Consider the following 23,227-nt stretch of genomic DNA (forward strand, 5'->3'; position numbering starts at 1 on the left):
CCTCCCCCTCCCCCCCCCCCCCCCCCCCCCCCCCCCCCCCCCCCCCCCCCCCCCCCCCCCCCCCCCCCCCCCCCCCCCCCCCCCCCCCCCCCCCCCCCCCCCCCCCCCCCCCGCTCCTACAGGTTCAATCGCATGCCTACCTTCGGCGCAGTGTGGGTTCGCGCGCCATGCACTCCACCAGATAATCAATAAACACCCGCAGCTTTGGCGGCAGGTACCGCGTGGGCGAATGCAGCAGCCAGGCCTCGCCATGGTACGAGGCGATGAAGTCCCACGCCGGCAGCACCTGCACCAGGCTCCCCTCCTCCAGCGCATGGCGCGCAGTGAAGTACGGCAAGCTGCCAATCCCCACATGCTGCAACACCGCATCCAGCCGCACGCCCGTGTGGTTCGCCGCGTATCGCCCGCGGACACCCACCGTTACCGCCTTACCGCCTTGGCGAAACTTCCAGCGTGAATCCCCCGGTGTCTCTCCCAGGTAGATACAACTGTGTTCAAGCAGATCATGGGGGTGACTCGGTGTGCCGTGCTTGGCCAAGTAATGCGGCGTGGCGCACAGCAAATGCTCGATGGGCAGCAACTGCCGCCCCACCAACCCCGGTGGCGGGCTGTCGGTGATGCGGATGCTCAAGTCGACGTTGTCATCAATCAGGTCCACCTGACGGTCTTCAAGGATCAACTGCACATCCACCTTGGGGTAGCGCCGCAGGAACTCCGGCATATGCGGGTGCACCACGAACCGCCCCACCGCCTTGGGCACGCTGACCCGCACCAGGCCTTCGGCTTCATGGGTAAATTGGCCGCTGATCTCCATCACCGAGCGGGCCGCGTTGACCATCTCCTGGCAGCGCTTGAACACCTCTTCACCGCCTTCGCTCAAGCGTAATTTGCGCGTGGTGCGCTGCAGCAGGCGCGTGGCCAGCGCCTTCTCCAGCCGCGAGATACTACGGCTCACCGCCGATGGAGAAACGCTGAGTTGTCGCGCCGCTTCGGAGAAGCTGCCGGTTTCCACCACCTTGACGAAAATCGCCATCTCGCCCAACAGTGGCAAAGGAAGATTGATGCTCATGACGCACAGGTCCATTGATAATTGAACGGATTATCACCCATCTGCGCACTATTTATACTGCCCGCAGAACCCTGATGCGGATGTAGACGATGACCGAGCGCCTGTTTTTTACCCACGACCACCTGACCGCCGAGCTGGAGGTGCTGAGCTGCACGCCCCACGAGGATCAGTTTGCGGTCACCCTGCAGTCGACGATTTTTCACCCCCAGGGTGGCGGGCAGCCGTTCGACACCGGCTGGCTCGGCGACAGCCAGGTGCTGCGCGTCACTCAGGAAGCCGATCGCGTGGTGCATTACGTGGATCAACCTGTACAGCCCGGCCCGATCACGGCGCGGGTCGATCCACAACGTCGCGCCCTGCACACGCGCCTGCATTCAGCCGGGCATTTGATTGGCAATGCCGGTGAACGCCTGGGCTGGATGCCGATCAAGGCGCACCACTGGCCTGGCGAAGGCAAGATCACCTTCATCCGTGGGGAAGCAGCACAGGCCATGGACGCCGAGGCCCTTCAGCGCCAGGTGGATCAATGGATCGCCGCGGATTACCCACGCCACATGGCCCTGGAAGACGGCACCCGCGAAGTCGGTTTCGGCGAATTGCCCGCCTATGCCTGTGGCGGCACCCATGTGCAGGCGCTGAGCGAACTGGGCCACGTGACCATCCTGGCCCTGTCCGAGAAAAAGGGCGCGCTGTCGGTGCGTTACAGCATCAACGACAACACTGCCGTTTGATCGCCCCAATCCTGTAGGAGCCGGCTTGCCGGCGATGGCCTCGACTCGATCTCAACCCTTAAAAGTCATAACTGAGCCGCGTGTAGTAAAACGCCCCCTCCGGCGCGGTTGGCGACAGGTAGCTGTATTGCTGACCGGGCGTCTGGCGCAGGCGGGTGTTGAAGTCGTCGGGTTTGCTGTCGAACAGGTTGTTCACGCCCACCGAGACGCGCAGTTGCTTGGTGAACGCGTAGTTCACGTCCAGGTCGGTGGTCCATTGCGCACTGAAGGTCTGGTCGTATTGGGCGTTGGCTTCGGCAGCCGCGTATTTGCGGTATTTGCCGTAGCGGGTTTCGTTGAGGGCAATGGTCCACTGGCTGATCTTGTGCACCGCACCGAACACCAGCTTGTCCTCGGGGTAGCCATGCTCGATAAAGCCACGGGCTTCGCGGGTCAGCACTTCGAAGCCGTTGGGGTTTTCGTGGACCTTCTCGATGGTGGTGCGGGCCTTGGTGTAGCCGGCCGACAGGTTCAGGTCACCGAACTGCGCAAGGTCAATGTTGTACTTGCCGACGATGTCGACACCCCGGGTGCGGGTGTCGGCGGCGTTGGTCATGAACTGCGCCCAGGAGTACTGGCCGTAGCCGGCATTGGTGAGGATCTGCTCGGCCAAGGGCCCGGAAATACCGCCGCTGAACAACAGCCGGTCGCGGATCGAGATCTGGTAGGCATCGACGGTCAGGGATGCGTGTTCGGTCGGTCGCAGCACCAGGCCCAACGAGTAGTTGGTGGATTTTTCTGGCTTGAGCGCCTGGGCGCCGAGGGCACGGGCGGCCGGGTTGTCGGCCGGCAGCATGCGAGTCAGCACCGGGTTGCCGTTGACGTCCAGGTTGGTGGTGGTGGTCCACGACGTGCCGATCTGCCCCAGGCTCGGCGCGTGGTACGCGTTGTTGACCGTCGCGCGCACGCCCACTTGCGGGGTGAAGTCATAGCGCGCCGACAGCTTGCCCGTGGTGGCCGAGCCGAAGTCCGAGTAGTGCTCGGTGCGCCCGGCCACGCCCACTTGCAGCTTGTCGGTGACCTGGTTTTCCAGGCCGAAATACACCCCGCCCACGTCGCGCTTGAAGGTGCCGGCGTCATCCGGCGTCAGGCCCGAAGCCTGCACCGCGCCCACTTGCACGTTGTCGATACCGCCATAGGAGTAGGAATCGTAGTCACCCGCCTCCAGGCGATATTGCTCATGCCGGTAGGCCACGCCGGCCGAAACGGTCAGCGGGTGGCTGGACCAGTTCACGTCCAGGTCCTTGGCGTAGTCGAGGGTGATGTTGGTCTGATCGTTGATCAGGGTGGCGACGTTGAATTTGGTCGGGCTGTTGGCGCCATAGCTGGGGTTGACGGTATTGAAGGCCAGTTCATCGTGCTCGTCGCGACCGTAGGTGGCGCTCAGGTCGAAGCGGCCGATGCTGTCGTCTTCGTAGCGGGTGCCCACGGTGATGGCGCCGTCTTCATAGCGATAACGGTATTTGGGGATCGTGCCGTTGGGGTAGATCGCCGCCACGTTATTCGGGCTGCTGGCCAGCAAAGGCGGCGTGTTGTTCACCGACGTGTCCTGGCCAAAAGTGGCGAAGCTGTAGAGGCGCCATTGATCGTTCAGGCCGATCTCGGCGTTGGCCGCCAGGTTGTATTTGTCACGCCCGGCACCGCCCCAGCGCGGGTCTTGCACCTGGCCGTCGGCCACGTACTTGTCGCCGATGTCGTCGGGTTTGTTGTTCAGGGTGTTGAAGCTCAGGGTCAGGAACCCATCGCCCGGCAGGCCGATGCCGTACCAGCCGTCGGTGGTCTTGCTGAAGCCGTCGCCCTGGGCGTACTTGCCCAGTTGCGTGTTGATACCGCCGCCGCTGTCGCGCTCCTTGAGCACGATGTTGACCACGCCGGCCACTGCGTCGGAACCGTACTGCGCCGAGGCGCCATCACGCAGCACTTCGACGTGGTCGATGGCGCTGATGGGGATCATGTCCAGGTCGACCGGCTGGGCACCAATGAACGGCACGCCCCCGGAAATATTCACCACCGCCGAGGTGTGCCGGCGCTTGCCGTTGATCAGCACCAGGGTCTGATCCGGCGACAGGCCGCGCAGTGACGCGCCCTTCGGGTCCTGGCCACGGGTGGCGCTGTTGTTCTGCGGAAAGTTGAACGAGGGCAGCAACTGGAACAGCGCCTGGTTGAGGCTGGTGGCGCCGGTCTGCTTGAGTTCTTCGGCGTTGATCACGTCCACCGGGGCGCTGCTGGTCAGGGCGGTGGCGTCACTGCGACGGGTGCCGATGGCGACCACGCGGTCCAGGGTCGGCGCCTGCGCGGCGCTGGTCTGGGCCTTGACGCTGCTGGTGGCGTTTTTGCTCGCGCCTTCCTTGATGATGAAGGCGCCTTCCGGGCTGACCTGCACTTGCAGGCCGGTGCCCTTGAGCGCGGCGTCGACGGCCTGATGGGCCGACAGTGAACCGTCCACGCTGGCCGAGGAATACTGGCCCAGTTGCGGGGTGAAGGAGATCACCTGGCCGCTCTGGCGGCTGATGTTCAGCAGTACTTCATCCAACGGGCCAGGGGCGATGTGGTAAACCTGGCGCGCCTCTTCGGCACTGGCGGCAAACGACAAAAACAGGCTGGCCAACGGCACCAGGGCAAAGGTTCGAAGCGGCACACGGTTGAACTGACTCACTTTGGCTCCCCCCAAGGAAACTCGAGAACGCTGCTCCCCGCAGCGCTTACGGGAGTGATGTGGGACAGCCGGGGGAAAACTTGCAGATCGTTTGGTTATGTCCTTAGAACCCCCACCAAACAACCGCCCCTCTGTAGGAGCTGGCTTGCCAGCGATGCAGGCGCCTCGGTCTTTGTTTAGGACCGGGTTGATGCCATCGCCGGCAAGCCGGCTCCTACAGAGGTCAGGCCGCACTGACGGTCACCCACAAGCCGGTCCGGCGCGTGATGTGGATCGGCAAGGTGCGCGCCAGGGTGTCGAGGATTTGCTGGGGATTGTCGAGGCGGTACAGGCCGCTGACGCGCAGGCCGGCGACGCCGGGGTCCAGGCGCAGCACGCCGTTGTGATACGGGCGCAACGCCTCGATGACGTCGGCCAGCGGGCGGTCGCGCACCTGCAGGAAGCCATCGACCCACGCGGTCGCGGCGGAAGAACTGGCTTCAACAGGACCAAAACCCGTGGGGTCGTAGTGCACTTCATGGCCGGCCGCCAGTTGCAGGCGCTCGCCGTCCTGGCGGTCGATCTGCACCGCGCCGTTGAGCGCGACGACCTGGCCCTGCCCTTCCCGCTCACGCACCAAAAAGCGATTGCCATAGGCGTGCAGGCGCGCGTGGTCAGTCTGGATCAGAAACGGTCGATTGCGGTCGCTGGCAACCTTGGCGAGTAACTCGCCTTCGCGCAGGCGCACCAGGCGCCGTTGCGAATCAAACTGGATATCCGCCGCGCTTTGCGCGTTCAACAGTAATTCGCTGCCATCGGCCAGGGTGACGGTGCGGCGCTCGCCGGTGCCGGTGCGGACATCGGCGGTCAGCTCCGACAAGCCCATGGGCTTGGCCAGCAGCGCTGCGCCGATAGCCACGCCTGCGCCGGCCAACGCGACCTGCAACACCTGGCGCCGACTGGAAGGCGCGTCCAACGCCTGCTGCAACACTTTGCCGCTCACCCTCTGGGCCTGGGGAATCTGAAACACCCCCAGACGTGTCTCCAGTTGCTGGCACAGCGCTTCGTGGCGCGGGTCACTGGCGCGCCACTGGTGATAACGCTGCCAATCCGCCGCCGTGGCCTGACCCGAACGCAACAGCACGTACCAGTGCGTGGCACTGTCGATCAGTTCGTCGTTCATTCCAGGCACAGCCGCAGGCAACGGTTGAGGGCGCTGGCCATGTAGTCACTCACGGAGCGCTGGGAAATGCCCAGCTCGGCCGCGATTTCCGGGTAGGTCAGGCCATTGAGCTGCGACAACAAAAAGGTCGCCTTGACCTTGGCCGGCAAGCCGTCGAGCAAGTGGTCGATGGCCTGCAGGGCTTCGAGCATTTGCGCCAGGTCTTCCGGCGAGGGTGCGGTGGAGGTTTCGTCGTTGTCGAGGGCGTCGAGGTAGGCGCGCTCCAGGTCCCGACGACGCCACAGCTGGTACATCAGGCGCTGGGCAATGGTGGTGAGCAAGGCGCGGGGTTGCCGGATCGGCATCACACCCGGCGAACTCAAGAGTTGGACAAAGGTGTCGGCGGCGATGTCTTCGGCGTGTGCACGGGAGTCGAGATGACGGTGCAAACGGCTGCACAGCCAGTCGTAATGACTGCGGAACAATCCGCCCACGTAATCGCTGTGAGAAGTGTCGGCGCCGGACATAGTGGCTCCATTTGAGTAGGTTGCGCGTTATGTCCGGTGTTCCGGTGGAGCGATCCTAGCAAGGCGACTTATTCTTTAATAATATTTAAAAGGTATTTTTATATAACCTTATTGAAGTTCCGAGTATCCCGCGCTGGCGGCTTGCTGTTGATAGTCCAGCAGCACCTGATAGTCGTCTTCGCTGGCCGGGAGCACCTCCTGCACGCCCAGGGTTTCAACCACCTGCGGCAAATCCTGCAGCGCCTGGTTCATCGCCTGGCGGATCGTGGCGACCTGTTCATCGCTCAAACCCAGCGGGCCTATGTAAGGCAAGGACGGGCTGGGCGCGCTACGGGTGATGAGGCGCAGCCCCGCCACGTCCTGCGGGGCGAAACGGGCCAGGTAGTCGTAGGTCACGCTGTCGATGGCGGCGAGGTCGGCGCGGTTTTCCCGCAGCCAGCGCAGGCTCTCGCGGTGCGCGCCGCTGATGCCGACGCTGGCGAAGAAGCGGCCATCGCGCTGCAACGGCGCGAGGCGTTCACGCAACAGGTTCATGCCGCTGTTGGAATCATGGCCATTGATCACGCCACGGCTGTCGTAGAACTGCGCCAGGCTGGTACGCGGGTTGTCGTCGCGGGTCAGCAGCAGGCTGCAATGTTCGCCGCCGCTGCTGTGGGGCAACTCGTAGCGCGGGCGGCCGATGACGCGGACCCTGCCGCGCAACCGGGTCATCAGCGGGTAGCCGCAGGTTTGTGTGACGAGCAGTTCGGGGGCGAGCCACAGACCGTGCAGGTCTAGGTGGTCGGCGTTGCGGCGGCTGAGGCCGAGCCGTTCAAGAATACGTGCCAGCCACTGCTGGTTGGCCTGGTGTATGTGATCCGGCGCGACGTACATCAGCAGCTCGGCGTAATGCTCACTCATGGTCTTGTCTCACGCAAAAGGATGCCGGGGGCTGTCGATGGCCTTGAGGCCGTGACGGCTGATCAACTGGCCATAGCCCTGCACCAAGAACCCACCGCTGCGGGCCACCCACTGCTCGCGGCGCGCGCGATACACCGCGGGCAGCAAATACCAGGGCAGTTTCGGCAAGTCGTGGTGCACCAGGTGCAGGTTGTTGTTGAGGAACAACCAGGTCCACGGCCAGGACGCTTCGTTGAGCACGGTGCGTTGTTCCGGTTGCGGGTGCGGGCGGTGCTCATAGTAGGAACGGATCGACGCCAGGGACAAGGCCGGCACGCTGACCAGCAACAGGTAGTGCAGCACCGACAAGGCGCTGTAGTGGGCGATAAAGCCGAGCATTAGTACTGTGACGGCGCCGTGGGCCAGCCACATCGGCCATACCTGCGGCAGGCGTTGCCACTCATGGCGGGCCAGCCGGCCAATCGCCAACGGAGCGGCCAACAGGAAACGGCCAAGCACGGTCTTGGTCAGCCAGTGCACGCCGCGTTCGAACAGCGAACTGCTGTCCCATTGGGCTTGCTTGAGGTAGCGGCTTTCCGGGTCGATGCCCGGCAGCGTGAGGTCTTCGTCGTTGTGGTGCAGCAGGTGGCTGTCGCGGTACAGCGTATAGGGGTACCACACGGCGAACGGCGCGTAGCCGAGCAGTTTGTTCACGAACAGCGAACGGGTGGGATGGCCATGGAGCAGTTCGTGTTGTACCGACAGCCACAGCGTCACCAGCGGGATCAGCAACAAGGTGCTCAGCCACAGGCCCAGCCAATGGCTGGCGAACATCACGCTGAACCAGCCGGCGTACACGCCGATGATCAGCAGCCAGGTCGGCCATTCGGTGCGTACGGTAAAACGTTGCGCCAGGGCTTCGATTTCCCGGCGTTGGGTCAGATCAAGGTAGTTGGCCATCGGCAGCTCAGAGCAGGTGTTTCCTGCTCTGTGCAGCGAGGCCGGAAAATCTTGCAGATCATTTGGTTCTAAGCTTGGAACTCAATGGCCGAACAAGCCGGTTTCGGATTTCTTGGCTTTCTTGTCGGCGCGTTTTTCATCGGCGGTCTTGGCCGGTTTCTTCTTCGCGGCTTTCTTTGAATCCATACCTTTGGCCATGATGCGTACTCCACGTGCAGGGGATGTAGCACTGGGTATACCACCTATTGGGCGGCAGAAGGCGCTTATAATCCCCGCCCCTTCACAACGCCTGTTTGACCACCATGCCTGAATTGACCCTGGAACTGCTGGCAGAGCCTCTGTGGCCGCTGCTGAACAAGTTTTATCGCAGCCACGACTCGTCGATGAAAGCCTTCAAGGGCGGGCGTTTGTGGGTGGCGCGGGACAGCGAGATTGTCGCCGGGCTATGCCTGACCCCGGTGATCGGCGGGCAGTGGCTGACCGGTGTGTTCGTGGCCCCGGCCTATCGCGGCCAGGGCCTGGCGGCGCGCTTGATCCGCCAGGCGGTGGCGTCGAGTGAAGGCACGGTGTGGCTGCTGTGCCACCCGGACCTTGAGGGGCTTTATCAGCGCATGGGGTTCAGCCAGCAAACGCTATTGCCTCAATCCTTGAGCGAGCGGCTGGTGCGCTACAAGCGCAACAAGCCGATGATCGCCATGGGCTTAGAACCGTTGGTGAGGTCGACCTTCGATAATGTGTGATCAGCCGGTGGAGGGCCCATGCTAGCCTCGACGGCACAGTGGCCCCAAACAGGACGATCATGAACAAGACGCTTGCAGCCCTCTCCCTCACCGCCCTCCTCGCCCCGGCCATGAGCCACGCAGCCGACGCACCGATCAGCGCCAAGCAATACGCCAGCGTGCTCGCCGGCACCTGGCGCGACCCGGCCAACAGTGCGCGTGATGTTTATCGCCACCCGCAACAGACCCTGGAATTCTTTGGCCTGGGCGCCAAACAGACGGTGATCGAAATCACCCCGGGGGGCGGCTGGTACAGCGAAGTGCTGGCGCCGCTGCTCAAGGACCACGGGCATTACATCGCCGCCGTGCAGGCAGCCAGCGTCAGTACCTACGCGCGCACGTCCGAAGAGAACCTGAAGAAGAAATTCGCCGCCGCCCCTGCACAGTACGCCAAGGCTCAGGTGGTGGAGTTTGATCCCAAGGCGCCAGTGTTCGGCAAGCCGGCGTCGGCCGATGCCGTGCTGACCTTTCGTAATGTGCATAACTGGGTAGAAGCCGGCACCGCGCCGGCCACGTTCAGCGCGTTTTATCAGGTGCTGAAACCGGGTGGCGTGCTGGGTGTGGAAGATCATCGAGCCAAAGACGGGGCGAACCTGGAGGCCATCAAGGACAGCGGCTACCTGACCACCGCCCAGGTGGTGAAGCTGGCCACCGATGCCGGGTTCAAGCTGGCGGGGCAAAGCGAGGTGAATGCCAACCCGAAGGACACCAAGGACTATGCCGGTGGCGTGTGGACCTTGCCACCGACGTTGCGATTGGGTGAGCAGGACAAGGCCAGGTATGTGGCGATTGGCGAGTCGGACCGGATGACGTTGCGGTTTGTGAAGCCCGCCCAATAACCCGACTGAACACAAAACCAATGTGGGAGCTGGCTTGCCTGCTCCCACAGTTTTGATCGGTGTTGTGTCAGAGGGTCAGTCGTCGGCAGTGGGGTCCATGTCGGGGAACATCACTTCGATAAAGCCGAACTTGCTGAAGTCGGTGATCCGCGACGGGTACAACCGGCCGATCAGGTGGTCGCACTCGTGCTGCACCACCCGCGCATGAAAGCCGTCGGCAACGCGCACAATCGGCTCGCCCTTGGGGTCGAAGCCTTCGTAGCGAATCTGCTGGTAGCGGTTCACGGCGCCACGCAGGCCCGGCACCGACAGGCAACCTTCGTAACCCTCTTCCAACACCGGGCTCAGCGGCGTGATCAACGGGTTGATCAGGATGGTCTGCGGCACCGGAGGCGCGTCCGGGTAGCGTTCGCTGGCTTCGAAACCAAAGATCACCAGCTGCAGATCAACGCCGATCTGCGGCGCGGCCAGGCCAACGCCGCCCACGTGTTCCATGGTCTGGAACATGTCATCGATCAATTGCCACAGCTCGGGGCTGTCGAACATTTCCGGGGGGACCGGTGGCGCAATGCGCAGCAGGCGCTCGTCGCCCATTTTCAGGATTTCACGGATCATCGATCAGACTTCATCGGTAGTGGGCTTGGAGTGGTCACGGCCGAGGCCTGAGACGTGTTGTTTTTCATCCGTGGCGCTGTGCTCATCAAAATCCTTCTCGCCGGGGTCCTTGCCTTCGACCGACATGTGTTCGATCACGGCATTCATCTCCGCGCCGAGCAGCAGCACGGCGGCAGAAATATAGAAGTACAGGAGCAGGACGATGATCGCACCGATACTGCCATACATGGCGTTGTAGTCGGCGAAGGTTTTGACGTAGTAGCCAAAGCCAAGGGAGGCGACGATCCACACCACCACGGCCAGCACCGAGCCCGGAGTGATAAAGCGGAATTTCTGCTTCACGTCGGGCATCACGTAGTACATGAGGGCCACGGCGAACATCAGCAAGATCACAATCAGCGGCCAACGCAGGATGGTCCACAGCGTGACCACGATATCCTGCATGCCGATTTGCCCCGCCAGCCATTCCATTACCTGCGGGCCGAGCACCATCAGCGCGGCGGCGGCCAGCAACATGCCCGCGATTCCAACGGTGTAGAACACCGAGAGCGGAAAACGCTTCCAGATCGGCCGGCCCTCGACCACGTCATACGCGGCATTCATTGCGCTCATCATCAGGCGCACACCCGCCGAGGCGGTCCACAGGGCGATCACGATACCCACCGAAAGCAGGCCGCCCTTGGATTGCTGCAACTGGTCGATCACCGGGTTGACCTGCTCCAGGGCCTGGGGCGGCAGTACCAGCTCCGACTGCATGCGCAGCCAGCTGAAAAAGTCCGGCAGGCGCAGGAAACCGATCAGGGCGATCAAGAACAGCAGGAAGGGAAACAGGGAGAACAGCATCTGGTAGGCCAGTGCCGAGGCATAGGTGGGCATCTCGTCATCGACGAACTCTTTGACGGTGCGCACCAGCACCTGGTGCAGCTTGAGGCCTTGCAGTACCGGAAAGATCATAGCGTCTCCTTTCGCCGCAAAAAGGTTGAGTTCAGTGGGCGACTCAGGGGCCGTTTTCTACATCAAGGTAGCCTATTTGGCGACCTTGAAACAATTTCGAAACTTTAGCGGTAACAGATGACATAAAAACGGCCATCCGTGGATGGCCGTTTGCACTGCTGGAAAGCACACTTATTTGGTGGCTTTTTTCACAGCGTCCTTGGTGTCGCCAATCGCTTTTTCGACTTGGCCTTTCTTTTCCTGCACCACGCCTTCAGCGCGCAGTTTGTCGTTGCCGGTGACTTTGCCGACGCCTTGCTTGATGTTGCCGACGGCTTCGTCTTTCAAACCTTTTGCCTTATCCGCTGTGCTGCCCATGGTATTTCTCCAGAAGAACAATCAAGGGTTTTGGTCATTACCTAGAGATTGACCCGAGGCCGTTCGGCAGAGTTTCAATTATTTTCACGCGGCATTTCATCGCCGGCCGCAGGTTTGGCTTTATGTTTTGCAGCCAACCCACGAGAATGCCCGGCACATTCAGGCTATAACGCTGAATAACAGATCCCGTAGGAAGGTTATGAAACTCAATAAAGCACAGGCCATCGCCCGCAGAAACACCGAACTGGGCGGTGCCGTACTCGGCGTCAACAACTGCCACTTCACCGACCTGGACCGCAAACGCAACATCTGGTGGTTCGACCTGCCGGTGGGCCGTATCGCGATCGGTCAGTACGAGTGGATCCACCTGTTGATGCACAACGCCGAGACCGACCAGTTGCTGCACCTGAAGGTGCCGACGGTGTTCCTGCGCGAGAAGCTCGAAGGCCTGGTGGTGCGCAATGCCGGCAAGCGCAAGCCGGAGATCACCCTGGAGCTGAGCGCGGACAAGGACTCGTTCCTCAAGGACGTGCGCCCGGCTGGTGCCGGTGTCAGCTTCGCGCAGTTTTCCCTGTAAACACTCGGTCAAAAAACTGTGGGAGCTGGCTTGCCTGCGATAGCGATATTTCAGTCACCTGATGTATCGACTGGCAAACCGCTATCGCAGGCAAGCCAGCTCCCACAGGGTATGCATTCCAAATCGGAAAATCAGCAGGCCACAAAAAACCCCGCATCAGCGGGGTTTTTTATGGGTTACTTTTTAAGGCCCAGCTTCTTCAGCTCTTCATCACGCAACTCACGCCGCAAGATCTTGCCCACGTTGGTGGTCGGCAACGCATCGCGGAATTCCACGGCCTTCGGCACTTTGTAACCGGTGAGGTTGGCGCGCATGTGCTCCATCACCTGGTCCTTGGTGAGCGTCGCGCCCGGCTTGACCACGATGAAGATCTTGATGTGTTCCCCGGACTTCTCGTCCGGCACACCGATGGCCGCGCATTGCAGCACGCCCGGCAGGCCGGCCAGCACGTCTTCCAGTTCGTTGGGGTACACGTTGAAACCGGAGACGAGGATCATGTCCTTCTTGCGGTCGACGATGCGCATGTAGCCGTCTTGCTGGATGAGCGCGATATCACCGGTCTTCAACCAGCCTTCGCTGTCGAGGATTTCGGCGGTGGCGTCTTCACGCTGCCAGTAACCCTTCATCACCTGCGGGCCCTTGATGCACAGCTCGCCGATTTCGCCCAAAGGCAACTCGCTGCCGTCATCGGCAATGACCTTGCACAGGGTCGACGGCACAGGAATGCCGATGGTGCCGATCTGGGTGTACTGGATCGGGTTGACGGTGGCCACCGGGCTGGTTTCGGTCATGCCGTAACCTTCGCAGATGCCACAGCCAGTCACGTCTTTCCAGCGCTCGGCGGCTGCCAGTTGCAGGGCCATGCCGCCGGACAGGGTGACTTTGAGCGCCGAGAAATCCAGCTTGCGGAACGCTTCATTGTTGCACAGCGCAACGAACAGGGTGTTCAGGCCGACAAAGCCGCTGAACTTCCACTTGGACAATTCCTTGACCATCGCCGGCAGGTCGCGCGGGTTGCTGATCAGGATGTTGTGGTTGCCGATCAGCATCATCGCCATGCAATGAAAGGTGAACGCATAGATGTGGTACAGCGGCAGCGGCGTGATCAGGATCTCGCAGCCCTCGTTGAGGTTGGAGCCCATCAGCGCCTTGCACTGCAACATGTTGGCGACGAGGTTGCGGTGGGTGAGCATCGCGCCCTTGGCCACGCCGGTGGTGCCACCGGTGTATTGCAGCACGGCCACATCGCTGCTGGCCGGGTTGGCGTCGCTGACCGGTTGGCCATGCCCCTTGGCCAGCACGTCGTTGAACTTGATCGCCTTCGGCAGGTGGTAGGCCGGGACCATCTTCTTCACGTACTTGATGACGCTGTTGATCAGCAGGCGCTTGAGCGGCGGCAACAGGTCGGCGACTTCAGTGACGATCACGTGCTTGACGGAGGTCTTGGGCACGACCTTTTCCGCCAGGTGGGCCATGTTGGCCAGGCACACAAGGGCTTTGGCACCGGAGTCGTTGAATTGGTGTTCCATTTCCCGCGCGGTGTACAGCGGGTTGGTGTTGACCACGATCAGGCCGGCGCGGATGGCACCGAACACGGCGACCGGGTATTGCAGGACGTTGGGCAGTTGCACGGCGATGCGATCACCGGGCTTCAAATCGGTGTGCTGTTGCAGGTACGCGGCGAACGCGCCGGACAATTCGTACAACTCACCGTAGGTGATGGTCTTGCCCAGGTTGCTGAAAGCCGGTTTGTTGGCGAAGCGCTGGCAGGACTGCTTCAGTACCGCCTGAATATTCGGATACTCGTCTGGATTGATGTCTGCAGCAATCCCGGCGGGGTACTTATCCTTCCAAAAGTCTTCGTTCATGGAAGCCCACTCCTCAGCGACGCGAATTCATCATCGCATTTGATGCGATTATTATTGGTGTATGTTTTTTTAGGTGAATCTGGCGCTTTCAAGCAGGCCTAGACGTCACAAAGCGCGCCGAGAGTAGCAGCTTTGCCAAGGGCCGCCTAGAGCCAAAGGAGGGCCCCACAGTCATAATCACGACTGTCCTACAATATTTGGTCACACTTTAAACCAGGGCAAATTCCCCCAGTAAAAGGCTCTGGAATGGGCCTTTCAGATCAACAAATAGCAATGTGGGAGCTGGCTTGCCTGCGATGGCGGTGTATCAGTCAATACATCCTGTGACTGATACACCGCCATCGCAGGCAAGCCAGCTCCCACAATTTTTACCCTATTTCAAATCAAGCGATGTCGCGAAGCTCACGTCGCAGAATTTTCCCCACCGGCGTCATCGGCAACGACTCGCGCAACACAATGTGTTTAGGCACTTTGTACCCCGTGAAGTTGGCCTTGCAGTACGCCTTCAACTCTTCAAGGCTCACCCCTTGGGTGCGCGCCACCACAAACAGTTTGACCGCCTCGCCGGTGCGCTCATCCGGCACGCCGATCACGGCGCAGTTGGCCACGGCCGGGTGCGCCATCACCACGTCTTCGATCTCGTTGGGGTACACGTTGAAGCCCGAGACGATGATCAGGTCTTTCTTGCGGTCGACAATGCTCACAAAGCCATCGGTGTCGATCACCGCGATGTCGCCGGTCTTGAGCCAACCCTCGGCGTCCAGGGTCTCGGCGGTGGCGACCGGCTGCTGCCAGTAGCCCTTCATCACCTGCGGGCCCTTGATGCACAGCTCGCCCCGCTCGCCCAACGGTAATTCGCGGCCTTCATCATCGATGACCTTCATCGCCGTGCCCGGCACCGGAATGCCCACGGTGCCCAGCCGCGACTGGCTGCCATACGGGTTGGTGCTCGCCACCGGCGACGTCTCCGTGAGGCCGTAGCCTTCGCCGATGGAGCAACCGGTGAGTGCCTTCCAACGCTCGGCCGTGGCCTTGACCAGCGCGGTGCCGCCGGAGTTGGTGATCTTGAGGTGGGAGAAATCCAGAGTCTTGAAATCCGGGTGGTCCATCAGCGCCACAAACAAAGTGTTCAACCCGAGCAGGCAGGAGAACCGCCACTTCTTCAGTTCCTTGATAAAGCCGCCGATGTCGCGTGGGTTGGTGATCAGCACGTTGTGGTTGCCGGTCACCATCATGCACATGCAGTTCGCTGTGAATGCATAGATGTGGTACAGCGGCAGCGGCGCGATCATCACCTCCTGCCCTTCCCGCACCAGCGGCTGGCCGTCATCGGCGACCTGGGACATGCACGCCCGCGCCTGCTGCATGTTGGCGACGAGGTTGCCATGGGTGAGCATCGCGCCCTTGGCCAGGCCGGTGGTGCCCCCGGTGTATTGCAGCACGGCGATGTCATCCAGTGTCACCGGATGGCGAGTCACGCCCAGGCCCGCGCCCATGCGCAGCGCACGCTTGAACGACACCGCCCGTGGCAGGCTGTAGGCCGGCACCATCTTCTTCACTTTGTCGACCACGGTGTTGATCAGCCAGCCTTTGGCGGCGGGCATGAAGTCGCCCATTTTGGCTTCGATCAGGTAGTCGATCTCGGTGTCGGCGCAGACTTCCTGCACCCGCGAACCGAACAGGTTGAGGTAAACCAGCGCACGCACGCCGGCGTCCTTGAACTGGTGGCGCATCTCCCGTGGGGTGTACAGCGGGTTGGTGTTGACCACGATCAGCCCGGCGCGCAGGGCGCCGAACACGGCAATCGGGTAATGCAGCACGTTGGGCATCTGCACCGCGATGCGCTCGCCGGGTTTGAGGTCGGTGTGCTGCTGCAGGTAACCGGCGAACGCCGCACTTTGGCGCTCAAGCTCGGCGTAGGTCAGGGTGATGCCCATGTTGCTGAATGCCGGACGGTCGGCAAAGGCCTTGCAGGAACGCTCGAACACCTCGATCACGGACTTGTAGGTGGTCAGGTCGATGGTGTTGGGAACGCCCGCCGCGCGTTTGTCATTCCAGAAATCAGGTTGCATTATTCTTGTCCTCTTACCTGAGTGTGTCCGACCGCTGCCGCTATAAAAGCAGGCGGCTATAAAAAGCGGAGCTTTGGGGACGTTAGCAGCTATGGCCAAACAGGCAAATACGCCAAACCGTGTCATTGATTGTATGAATCTTGCCCCTGAGGCGTAGGCTGATACCCAAGTCCCTGGCAGATGAGCTATACACTGCATCGAACCTGAGCAAAGGAAGCGCCATGAACCACAGCACCTTCTGGCTGACCGCGAATGACCGCAGCCGCCTGTACGTCAATCAATGGCTGCCGGAGGGCCCGGCCAAGGCGATGGTCATGCTGTCCCACGGCATGGCCGAGCACAGCGGCCGCTATGGGCGCCTGGCCGAGGCACTGTGTGGCGCGGGCTACGGGTTGTACGCACTGGACCAGCGCGGCCATGGCCGCACGGCGGACGAAGGCACGCTGGGGCTGTTCGCCGAGCACGACGGCTGGAACAAGGTGGTGAGTGACCTGGCCAGCCTGAACCAGCACATTGCGCACCAGCAAACGGGGCTGCCGATCATCCTGCTGGGCCACAGCATGGGCAGCTATATCGCCCAGGCCTACCTGCTGCACCACAGCGCCAGCTTGAGTGGCGCGATTCTCAGTGGTTCGAATTTCCAGCCAGTGGCGCTGTACCGTGCGGCGCGGGTGATCGCGCGCATCGAGCGCGCACGCCAGGGCTTGCGCGGGCGCAGTGCGCTGATCGACTTCCTGTCGTTCGGCTCCTTCAACAAGGCGTTCAAGCCCAACCGCACAGCCTTCGATTGGCTCAGCCGCGACCCGGCCGAAGTCGACAAGTACATCAATGACCCGCTGTGTGGTTTTCGTTGCACCAACCAGCTGTGGATCGACCTGCTGGGCGGCTTGCAACAGATCAGCAAGGCGTCCAACCTCGCCCAGATCGACCCGGGCCTGCCGATCCTGGTCACGGGCGGCGAATGTGATCCGGTGAGCGAGGGCAAGCGTCTCAACAGCCTGGCCCACGCCCTGCGTGAGGCCGGCTGCCAAAACCTGCAATTGACGATCTACCCGCAGGCGCGACATGAAGTGTTCAATGAAACCAACCGTGATGAAGTCACAGCGGATGTGCTGACGTGGCTCGACCAGGCCCTGACGCTGCACAGGCCGGCCCGCTACGAATAACTTTCCTTTAAAATCAGCCGATAATCTCCGATTAGCCACAGGATGTACCTTTAGATGACTCAGGTTACCAACACCCCGTACGAAGCCCTCGAAGTCGGCCAGACTGCCAGCTTCAGCAAGACCGTCGAGGAGCGCGATATCCAGCTGTTCGCCGCCATGTCCGGCGACCACAACCCAGTGCACCTGGATGCCGAGTACGCCAAAGCCACCATGTTCAAGGAGCGGATCGCCCACGGCATGTTCAGTGGCGCCCTGATCAGCGCCGCCGTGGCCTGCGAGTTGCCTGGGCCGGGCACCATCTACATCGGCCAGCAGATGAGCTTCCAGAAGCCGGTGAAGATCGGCGACACCTTGACCGTGCGCCTGGAAATCCTCGAGAAGCTGCCCAAGTTCCGCGTGCGCATTGCCACCCGCGTGTTCAACCAGCGCGATGAGCTGGTGGTGGATGGCGAGGCCGAGATCCTGGCGCCGCGCAAGCAGCAAGTGGTTGAGCTGACTGAGCTGCCACCGATCAGCATTGGCTGATATTTATCTAACGAACAATGCAAAACAAATGTGAGAGCGGGCTTGCCCGCGAAAGCGGTGGGTCAGTCACTTATCAGTCGACTGACACTCCGTCTTCGCGAGCAAGCCCGCTCCCACATGGTTTACAACATAGGGCTTAACAGGGCTTACGACTGAGCGCGAGCCTGATTACGCAGGGCTTTCACCTGGTCGTGGTTGCGCTGTGCGCCGTGGAACTGACGCTCCACCAGGTCACGAATACCCAGCAGGTTGTGCTTGTTGATTTTCTCGATCGCTTCCTTATAAGCCTTCAGTGCGTGGTCTTCACCGCGCTCGGCTTCATTCAGCACCGCCTCTTCATCTTTACCGGTGACCAGCGACTTCACGTCGACCCAGCCACGGTGCAGGGCGCCGGCCACACTGCCGGACTCTTCCGGATCACCACCCAAGGCACGCACTGCAGTTTGCAGCTCGGCGGCGGCGGTTGCGCAGTCGGCAGAGCGCTTGACGAACAACGCCTTGAGCTCTGGGTGCTTGATGTCTTCAGCGCAGGTCGCGAAACCTTTCTGGCCATCTTTGCTGGTCTCGATCAGGTCGTTGAGTACGGAGATCGATTCTTTGTTGATGTCAGTCATTTTTCAATTCCTTGTGCGGGTTGAGAAGGTTGTCTTAATGATTGCAGCGCCCGTGCCAGGTTTTTGAAAACAATTTTTCCTTTATTTTTCAATGAGTTAATATTTATTGAACCATCTGTATGTACGTTATTTGCATGATCTGTCAATTGGCCTTCATGCAGAATGCCTGTATTTTCCAAGGCCTCGACTCACGCGCCTGAAGCCTTATGAACCCCGAAAAACTTGAACTGCTGATCACCCGCGAAATGCCCTTCGGCAAGTACAAGGGACGGATCATCGCCGACCTGCCCGGGCCGTACTTGAACTGGTTTGCCCGTGAAGGTTTCCCCCACGGCGAGCTGGGGGGCTTGCTGGCACTCATGCAGGAAATCGACAGCAACGGCCTGTCCGAACTGCTGGAGCCGCTGCGCGTAAAACACGGTAAGCCCGCCCCTCGCCATTAAGAGCCCCGCCATGCCAAGGAATGCTGATAACGAACACCACTGGCAGACCATCGCCGGGAACTACGAACGGGAGCCGGGCCCGATCAACCTGGAAAACGGTTATTTCGGACGCATGAGCCGCGTAGTCCGGGCGCAGTACCTGGAGCACGTCGCGTTCATCAACCGCAGCAACTCGCTGCACGTGCGCCAGCGCTTCGAACAGGGCGAAAACGTCGAGATCCGGCGCCAACTGGCCGAGCTGATCAGCGTAGACCCCGAGTCCGTTGCCTTTACCCGTAACGCCACCGAAGCCTTGCAGTCGCTGATCCGCAACTACAACCGCCTGCAACCGGGCGACCAGGTGTTGATCAGCGATCTGGAGTACGACACGGTCAAAGGCGCGATGCGCTGGTTGGCGGGTGTTCGTGGTGTGGAAGTGATCGAACTGTCCCACACGCACCCGTCCAGTTTCGACAGCCTGGTGCAGACCTATCGCCAAGCGTTTGCTGAGTACCCACGCCTAAAGCTGATGGCCCTGACCCACGTCACCCACCGCACCGGTTTGGTAATGCCGGTTGAAGCCATTGCCAAGGCCGCCCGTGAGCACAGTATCGATGTGATCCTCGACGGCGCCCATGCCCTGGGCCAGATCGAGTTCAACCTGGCAGAGTTGGGTATCCAGTTCGCCGGCTTCAACCTGCACAAGTGGATCGGCGCGCCGCTGACCCTGGGCTTTCTGTACATCGCCCCGGAGCGCCTGGCCGACATCGACCCGGACATGGGCGAGTTTCACTACCCGATCACGGATGTGCGCGCGCGAACGTCCTACAGCACACCCAACTTTCCCGCGCTGATGACCTTGCCGTTGGTGTTTGAAGAACATCGCGCCTTGGGTGGCTCGGCAGCCAAGGGTGCACGGGTGAATTACCTGAGGGACCTGTGGGTGAGCCAGGTGCGGCCGTTGGCGGGAATTGAAGTGCTGACGTCGGACGATCCTCGGCTGTACTGCGGGATCACGGCCTTCAAGTTTGTCGGCCGGGACCAGCAGGCCATGGCCGACCACTTGCTCAAGGACTACAACCTGTTTACCACCACCCGCGTGGGCGCGGCATTTGGGACCTGTATTCGGGTGACGCCAGGGTTGGTCACCTCGGCGGCGGACATCAGTGTCCTGGTCAATGCCATCACCGAGCTAACCCCCCACTAAACCTGTGGGAGCTGGCTTGCCTGCGATAACGGTACATCAGTCACACTTGTACTTTCTGACCCAACGCTATCGCAGGCAAGCCAGCTCCCACATTTGAACATCGGAGTGCTTGGTTTTTCTGCGGGCAAAAAAAAGCGGTACACCGACCAAGTGCACCGCAAAAATGCCGTCAAGCACAGCAACAACGATTCGATAAATCAGATCAGTCCAGCAGCGCCAGCGCCTGAGCAGTGACTTCCTGGATACGAGCCCAGTCGCCGTTCTTGACCCACTCCGGGTCCAGCATCCAGCTACCGCCCACGCACATCACGTTTTTCAACGCCATGTAGCTCTTGATATTGGCCGGGCCGACGCCGCCGGTTGGGCAGAATTTGACTTCGCCAAACGGGCCGCCGAGGGCCTTGATCGCAGCCACGCCGCCGCTGACTTCAGCCGGGAACAACTTGAAGCGGCGATAACCCAGGCCATAGCCTTCCATGATGCCCGAGGCATTGCTGATGCCCGGCAGCAGCGGGATCGGGCTGTGCACCGAGGCTTCCAGCAGGTCGCGGGTGATGCCGGGGGTGACGATAAACTGCGAACCCGCCACTTCAGCGGCTTCGAGCATGTGGCGATCCAGCACGGTGCCAGCACCGGTGCACAGTTCAGGGCGTTGCTCGCGCAATACCTGAATGGCCTTGAGGCCGAACTCGGAACGCAGGGTCACTTCCAATGCGGTCAAACCACCGGCTGCCAGGGCATCGGCCAGCGGCAGGATGTCCTGTTCGCGGGCGATGGTGATCACCGGCAGGATCCGCGCCTTGGCGCAGAGGCTGTCGATCAGGGCAACTTTGTCCGCCATGGACACGGTCGGTTGAGGGCTGTTCATAGCGGCTGATCCTTGGCTCATGGGCACCAGTAAATCTCTAATGTAGGTTGCAAAAACGCGCGAATCGGCATGGCAGCGACGTCGTCACTCGCCAGCGCGGCGCTCAAGGTGGTCAATTTCGAACTGCCGGAGATCGACAGCACGGTGTAGTTCGCCGTGGCCAGCAGCGCGCGACTCATGGTCAGGCGCTGGTGCGGCACGGTCGGCGCCAGCATCGGCCAGCAACGGCGGGTACCGTTGGGCTGCAGGGCTTCGCTCAGGTTCGGGCTGTTGGGAAACAGCGATGCGGTGTGGCCGTCATCGCCCATGCCCAGTACCAGCACATCAATGGCTGGCAACTCGCCCAGCAGGCGATCGGCCTGCAAGGCGGCGTCTTCAAGGTTGGCGGCGGCGCTGTAGAGGCTCAAGAACTTGGCCTTGGCTGCCGGGCCTTTCAACAGGTGCTGCTTCAACAAACCGGCATTGCTGTCGGCGTGCTCCACCGGCACCCAGCGCTCGTCGGCCAGGGTGATGGTGACCTTGGACCAGTCCAGGTCTTGCTTGGCCAGGTGCTGGAAAAACGCCACCGGGCTGCGGCCACCGGACACCACCAGGGTCGCTTCGCTACGGGCACTGAGGGCCGTGCGCAATTGCGCGGCCACATCATTGGCCAGGCCTTCCGCCAGCAGTACCGGCGTGCGGTATTCGTTAGGGGTGACGCCCTGGGGCAGTTTCAATTCAGATATCGCCATACCACGACCTCCCATCCCGCGTGATCAGTGCAATCGAGCTCATCGGCCCCCAGGAACCCGCCGCGTACGGCTTGGGCGCATCACCGGATTTCTTCCACCCGGCGATCAACTGGTCACACCACTTCCACGCGGCTTCGATTTCATCTTTGCGCACAAACAGGTTCTGGTTGCCGCGCATCACTTCCAACAGCAACCGCTCGTAGGCATCGGGGATGCGTGCGCTGCGGTAGGTGTCGGAAAAATTCAGTTGCAGCGGGCCGCTGCGCAGTTGCATGCCCTTGTCCAGGCCCTGCTCCTTGGTCATCACGCGCAAGGAAATACCTTCGTCCGGCTGCAGGCGGATGATCAACTTGTTGCTGATCTGCAAGCGCTGCTCAGGGGCGAAGATGTAGTGGGACGGTTCCTTGAAGTGGATGACGATCTGCGACAGCTTTTGCGACATGCGCTTGCCGGTCCGCAGGTAGAACGGCACCCCGGCCCAACGCCAGTTACGGATATCGGCACGCAGGGCGACGAAGGTTTCGGTGTCGCTCTGGGTATTGGAATTCTCTTCTTCCAGGTAGCCCGGCACGGCTTTGCCGGCGCTGTAGCCCGCGATGTACTGACCGCGCACCACTTGGGTGGTCAGGCCTTCGGGGCTGATCGGCGCCAGGGCCTTGAGCACCTTGACCTTCTCATCACGGATGCTGTCGGCAGACAGGTCAGCCGGCGGGTCCATGGCGATCAGGCAGAGCAGTTGCAGCAGGTGGTTCTGGATCATGTCGCGCAGCTGGCCGGCCTTGTCGAAGTAACCCCAACGGCCTTCGATCCCGACCTGCTCGGCCACGGTGATTTCCACATGGGAAATGTAATGCTGGTTCCACTGGGTTTCGAACAGGCTGTTGGCGAAACGCAGGGCGATCAGGTTCTGGACGGTCTCTTTGCCCAGGTAGTGGTCGATGCGGTAGGTGCGGTTCTCCGGGAAGAACTGCGCCACGGCGTCGTTGACCTTGCGCGAGGATTCCAGGTCCGAGCCGATCGGCTTTTCCAGGACCACGCGGGTGTTTTCCGCCAGGCCAGCCTTGGCCAGGTTTTCGCAGATGCCGCCGTACACCGCAGCCGGCGTAGCAAAATAGGCGATCAGGCGTTGTTCGCTGCCGACTTTTTCGGCAAGGGCAACGTAGTCGTCGGCCTTCATGAAGTCGACGTGCACATACGCCAGCCGCGCGAGGAAGCGCTTGGCGACGGCTTCGTCCAGCTCCTTGCCGACGTATTTGCGCAGTTCTTTTTCGATGCGGGCCAGGTGCTGTTGCTCGGTACCGGCTTCACGGGCCAGGGCCAGGATGCGGGTGTCGTCGTGCAAGAGCCCGGCGCCATCGAGTTGATAGAGGGCAGGAAATAACTTGCGCAGCGCCAGATCACCCAAGGCGCCAAACAGGGCAAAGGTGCAGGGTTCTACGGTTATCGAAGGCATGATGTTTGTTCTTTTATCAAGTTAAGCTACAAATACCTTTTTTCAAGGCATCACTCAAGGAAAAATGTAGTAATAACCACAACATTTTCCCGAAATACGCATTCCGAGTGGTGGTGTTCAGCTACGCTCAGTAGGATAGGCCACCTCCAAGGGCCGCTCGTCGATTGGTTGCCGCCCT

General features: G+C 61.2%; 24 protein-coding genes. 8 read left to right on the forward strand and 16 right to left on the reverse strand.

From position 1 onward, the window contains the following. Positions 1-136: 136 nt before the first annotated feature. On the reverse strand, positions 137-1,069 hold the full coding sequence (locus AC07OV_RS12630; RefSeq protein WP_176996450.1) for a LysR family transcriptional regulator: 933 nt from the start codon (positions 1,067-1,069) through the stop codon (positions 137-139). 89 nt (positions 1,070-1,158) lie between these two features. Here AC07OV_RS12630 and AC07OV_RS12635 point away from each other — a divergent pair, with 89 nt between their 5' ends. Next, the gene (locus AC07OV_RS12635) at positions 1,159-1,800 is read left to right on the forward strand and encodes an alanyl-tRNA editing protein (RefSeq protein ID WP_495092332.1); all 642 of its coding nucleotides are present in this window, start codon (positions 1,159-1,161) and stop codon (positions 1,798-1,800) included. A 58-nt stretch (positions 1,801-1,858) separates the two neighbouring features. On the opposite strand, the gene AC07OV_RS12640 is transcribed toward AC07OV_RS12635, so the two are convergent. From AC07OV_RS12640 to AC07OV_RS12660, 5 genes are all read right to left on the reverse strand, one after another. Continuing rightward, on the reverse strand, positions 1,859-4,495 hold the full coding sequence (locus AC07OV_RS12640) for a TonB-dependent receptor domain-containing protein (RefSeq protein WP_495092333.1): 2,637 nt from the start codon (positions 4,493-4,495) through the stop codon (positions 1,859-1,861). A gap of 223 nt (positions 4,496-4,718) precedes the next feature. Beyond that, a complete protein-coding gene (locus tag AC07OV_RS12645; protein WP_495092334.1) occupies positions 4,719-5,657 on the reverse strand; it encodes a FecR domain-containing protein in 939 nt (312 codons plus the stop codon). After that, on the reverse strand, positions 5,654-6,163 hold the full coding sequence (locus AC07OV_RS12650) for a sigma-70 family RNA polymerase sigma factor (protein WP_495092335.1): 510 nt from the start codon (positions 6,161-6,163) through the stop codon (positions 5,654-5,656). Before AC07OV_RS12650 ends, AC07OV_RS12645 begins: the two co-directional genes overlap by 4 nt. Before the next feature lie 108 nt (positions 6,164-6,271). Beyond that, positions 6,272-7,063 (reverse strand): phosphate/phosphite/phosphonate ABC transporter substrate-binding protein, encoded by a 792-nt coding sequence (locus tag AC07OV_RS12655; RefSeq protein ID WP_495092336.1) that lies wholly within the window; start codon positions 7,061-7,063, stop codon positions 6,272-6,274. Positions 7,064-7,072: 9 nt separating this feature from the next. Further along, positions 7,073-8,002, reverse strand: coding sequence for a fatty acid desaturase (locus AC07OV_RS12660; RefSeq protein WP_495092337.1), 930 nt, complete (start codon positions 8,000-8,002; stop codon positions 7,073-7,075). 302 nt (positions 8,003-8,304) lie between these two features. Between AC07OV_RS12660 and AC07OV_RS12665 the strand changes: the two genes are divergently transcribed. Both AC07OV_RS12665 and AC07OV_RS12670 read left to right on the forward strand, forming a co-directional pair. Next, positions 8,305-8,742, forward strand: a complete 438-nt coding sequence (locus tag AC07OV_RS12665) for a GNAT family N-acetyltransferase (protein WP_495092338.1) — start codon at positions 8,305-8,307, stop codon at positions 8,740-8,742. Positions 8,743-8,801: 59 nt separating this feature from the next. Continuing rightward, the gene (locus AC07OV_RS12670) at positions 8,802-9,620 is read left to right on the forward strand and encodes a class I SAM-dependent methyltransferase (protein ID WP_495092339.1); all 819 of its coding nucleotides are present in this window, start codon (positions 8,802-8,804) and stop codon (positions 9,618-9,620) included. A 75-nt stretch (positions 9,621-9,695) separates the two neighbouring features. On the opposite strand, the gene def is transcribed toward AC07OV_RS12670, so the two are convergent. From def to AC07OV_RS12685, 3 genes are all read right to left on the reverse strand, one after another. After that, on the reverse strand, positions 9,696-10,235 hold the full coding sequence (def, locus tag AC07OV_RS12675) for a peptide deformylase (RefSeq protein WP_226456213.1): 540 nt from the start codon (positions 10,233-10,235) through the stop codon (positions 9,696-9,698). 3 nt (positions 10,236-10,238) lie between these two features. Next, positions 10,239-11,189, reverse strand: coding sequence for a YihY/virulence factor BrkB family protein (locus AC07OV_RS12680; RefSeq protein ID WP_495092340.1), 951 nt, complete (start codon positions 11,187-11,189; stop codon positions 10,239-10,241). Positions 11,190-11,360: 171 nt separating this feature from the next. Further along, complete coding sequence (locus AC07OV_RS12685; RefSeq protein WP_176994235.1) at positions 11,361-11,546, reverse strand: CsbD family protein; 186 nt, start codon at positions 11,544-11,546, stop codon at positions 11,361-11,363. Positions 11,547-11,745: 199 nt separating this feature from the next. Between AC07OV_RS12685 and AC07OV_RS12690 the strand changes: the two genes are divergently transcribed. Further along, on the forward strand, positions 11,746-12,123 hold the full coding sequence (locus AC07OV_RS12690) for a hypothetical protein (protein WP_176994236.1): 378 nt from the start codon (positions 11,746-11,748) through the stop codon (positions 12,121-12,123). Between the two features lie 176 nt (positions 12,124-12,299). Here AC07OV_RS12690 and fadD1 read toward each other — a convergent pair whose 3' ends face one another. Both fadD1 and fadD2 read right to left on the reverse strand, forming a co-directional pair. Then, complete coding sequence (gene fadD1 / locus AC07OV_RS12695; protein ID WP_494997179.1) at positions 12,300-13,991, reverse strand: long-chain-fatty-acid--CoA ligase FadD1; 1,692 nt, start codon at positions 13,989-13,991, stop codon at positions 12,300-12,302. A 383-nt stretch (positions 13,992-14,374) separates the two neighbouring features. After that, positions 14,375-16,063, reverse strand: coding sequence for a long-chain-fatty-acid--CoA ligase FadD2 (gene fadD2 / locus AC07OV_RS12700; RefSeq protein ID WP_176994238.1), 1,689 nt, complete (start codon positions 16,061-16,063; stop codon positions 14,375-14,377). 221 nt (positions 16,064-16,284) lie between these two features. On the opposite strand from fadD2, the gene AC07OV_RS12705 reads away from it, so the two are divergent. Further along, on the forward strand, positions 16,285-17,229 hold the full coding sequence (locus tag AC07OV_RS12705) for an alpha/beta hydrolase (RefSeq protein WP_176994239.1): 945 nt from the start codon (positions 16,285-16,287) through the stop codon (positions 17,227-17,229). Positions 17,230-17,283: 54 nt separating this feature from the next. Further along, positions 17,284-17,754: a MaoC family dehydratase gene (locus AC07OV_RS12710; protein WP_176994240.1), complete on the forward strand. Its 471-nt coding sequence runs from the start codon at positions 17,284-17,286 to the stop codon at positions 17,752-17,754. Positions 17,755-17,900: 146 nt separating this feature from the next. On the opposite strand, the gene AC07OV_RS12715 is transcribed toward AC07OV_RS12710, so the two are convergent. Beyond that, a complete protein-coding gene (locus tag AC07OV_RS12715; protein WP_025858443.1) occupies positions 17,901-18,368 on the reverse strand; it encodes a ferritin-like domain-containing protein in 468 nt (155 codons plus the stop codon). Next, a complete protein-coding gene (locus tag AC07OV_RS12720; RefSeq protein WP_495092341.1) occupies positions 18,365-18,547 on the reverse strand; it encodes a hypothetical protein in 183 nt (60 codons plus the stop codon). Before AC07OV_RS12720 ends, AC07OV_RS12715 begins: the two co-directional genes overlap by 4 nt. Positions 18,548-18,574: 27 nt before the next feature. On the opposite strand from AC07OV_RS12720, the gene AC07OV_RS12725 reads away from it, so the two are divergent. Further along, positions 18,575-18,811, forward strand: coding sequence for a DUF3820 family protein (locus tag AC07OV_RS12725; protein ID WP_176994242.1), 237 nt, complete (start codon positions 18,575-18,577; stop codon positions 18,809-18,811). 10 nt (positions 18,812-18,821) lie between these two features. After that, complete coding sequence (locus AC07OV_RS12730) at positions 18,822-19,997, forward strand: aminotransferase class V-fold PLP-dependent enzyme (protein ID WP_495092342.1); 1,176 nt, start codon at positions 18,822-18,824, stop codon at positions 19,995-19,997. A gap of 202 nt (positions 19,998-20,199) precedes the next feature. Here AC07OV_RS12730 and AC07OV_RS12735 read toward each other — a convergent pair whose 3' ends face one another. Genes AC07OV_RS12735 through zwf form a run of 3 tightly spaced genes read right to left on the reverse strand, consistent with a single transcriptional unit; the run spans position 20,200 to position 23,049 of the window. After that, positions 20,200-20,865 (reverse strand): bifunctional 4-hydroxy-2-oxoglutarate aldolase/2-dehydro-3-deoxy-phosphogluconate aldolase, encoded by a 666-nt coding sequence (locus AC07OV_RS12735; RefSeq protein ID WP_176994244.1) that lies wholly within the window; start codon positions 20,863-20,865, stop codon positions 20,200-20,202. Between the two features lie 17 nt (positions 20,866-20,882). Then, positions 20,883-21,596, reverse strand: coding sequence for a 6-phosphogluconolactonase (gene pgl, locus AC07OV_RS12740; protein WP_495092343.1), 714 nt, complete (start codon positions 21,594-21,596; stop codon positions 20,883-20,885). Further along, positions 21,583-23,049 carry a glucose-6-phosphate dehydrogenase gene (gene zwf / locus AC07OV_RS12745; protein ID WP_176994246.1) on the reverse strand — a complete coding sequence of 489 codons (1,467 nt, stop codon included), beginning with the start codon at positions 23,047-23,049 and terminating at the stop codon, positions 21,583-21,585. The genes pgl and zwf overlap by 14 nt, the downstream gene beginning before the upstream one ends. Positions 23,050-23,227: the final 178 nt, after the last annotated feature.

It is taken from the genome of Pseudomonas sp. GW821-FHT09A09, from assembly GCF_059418405.1.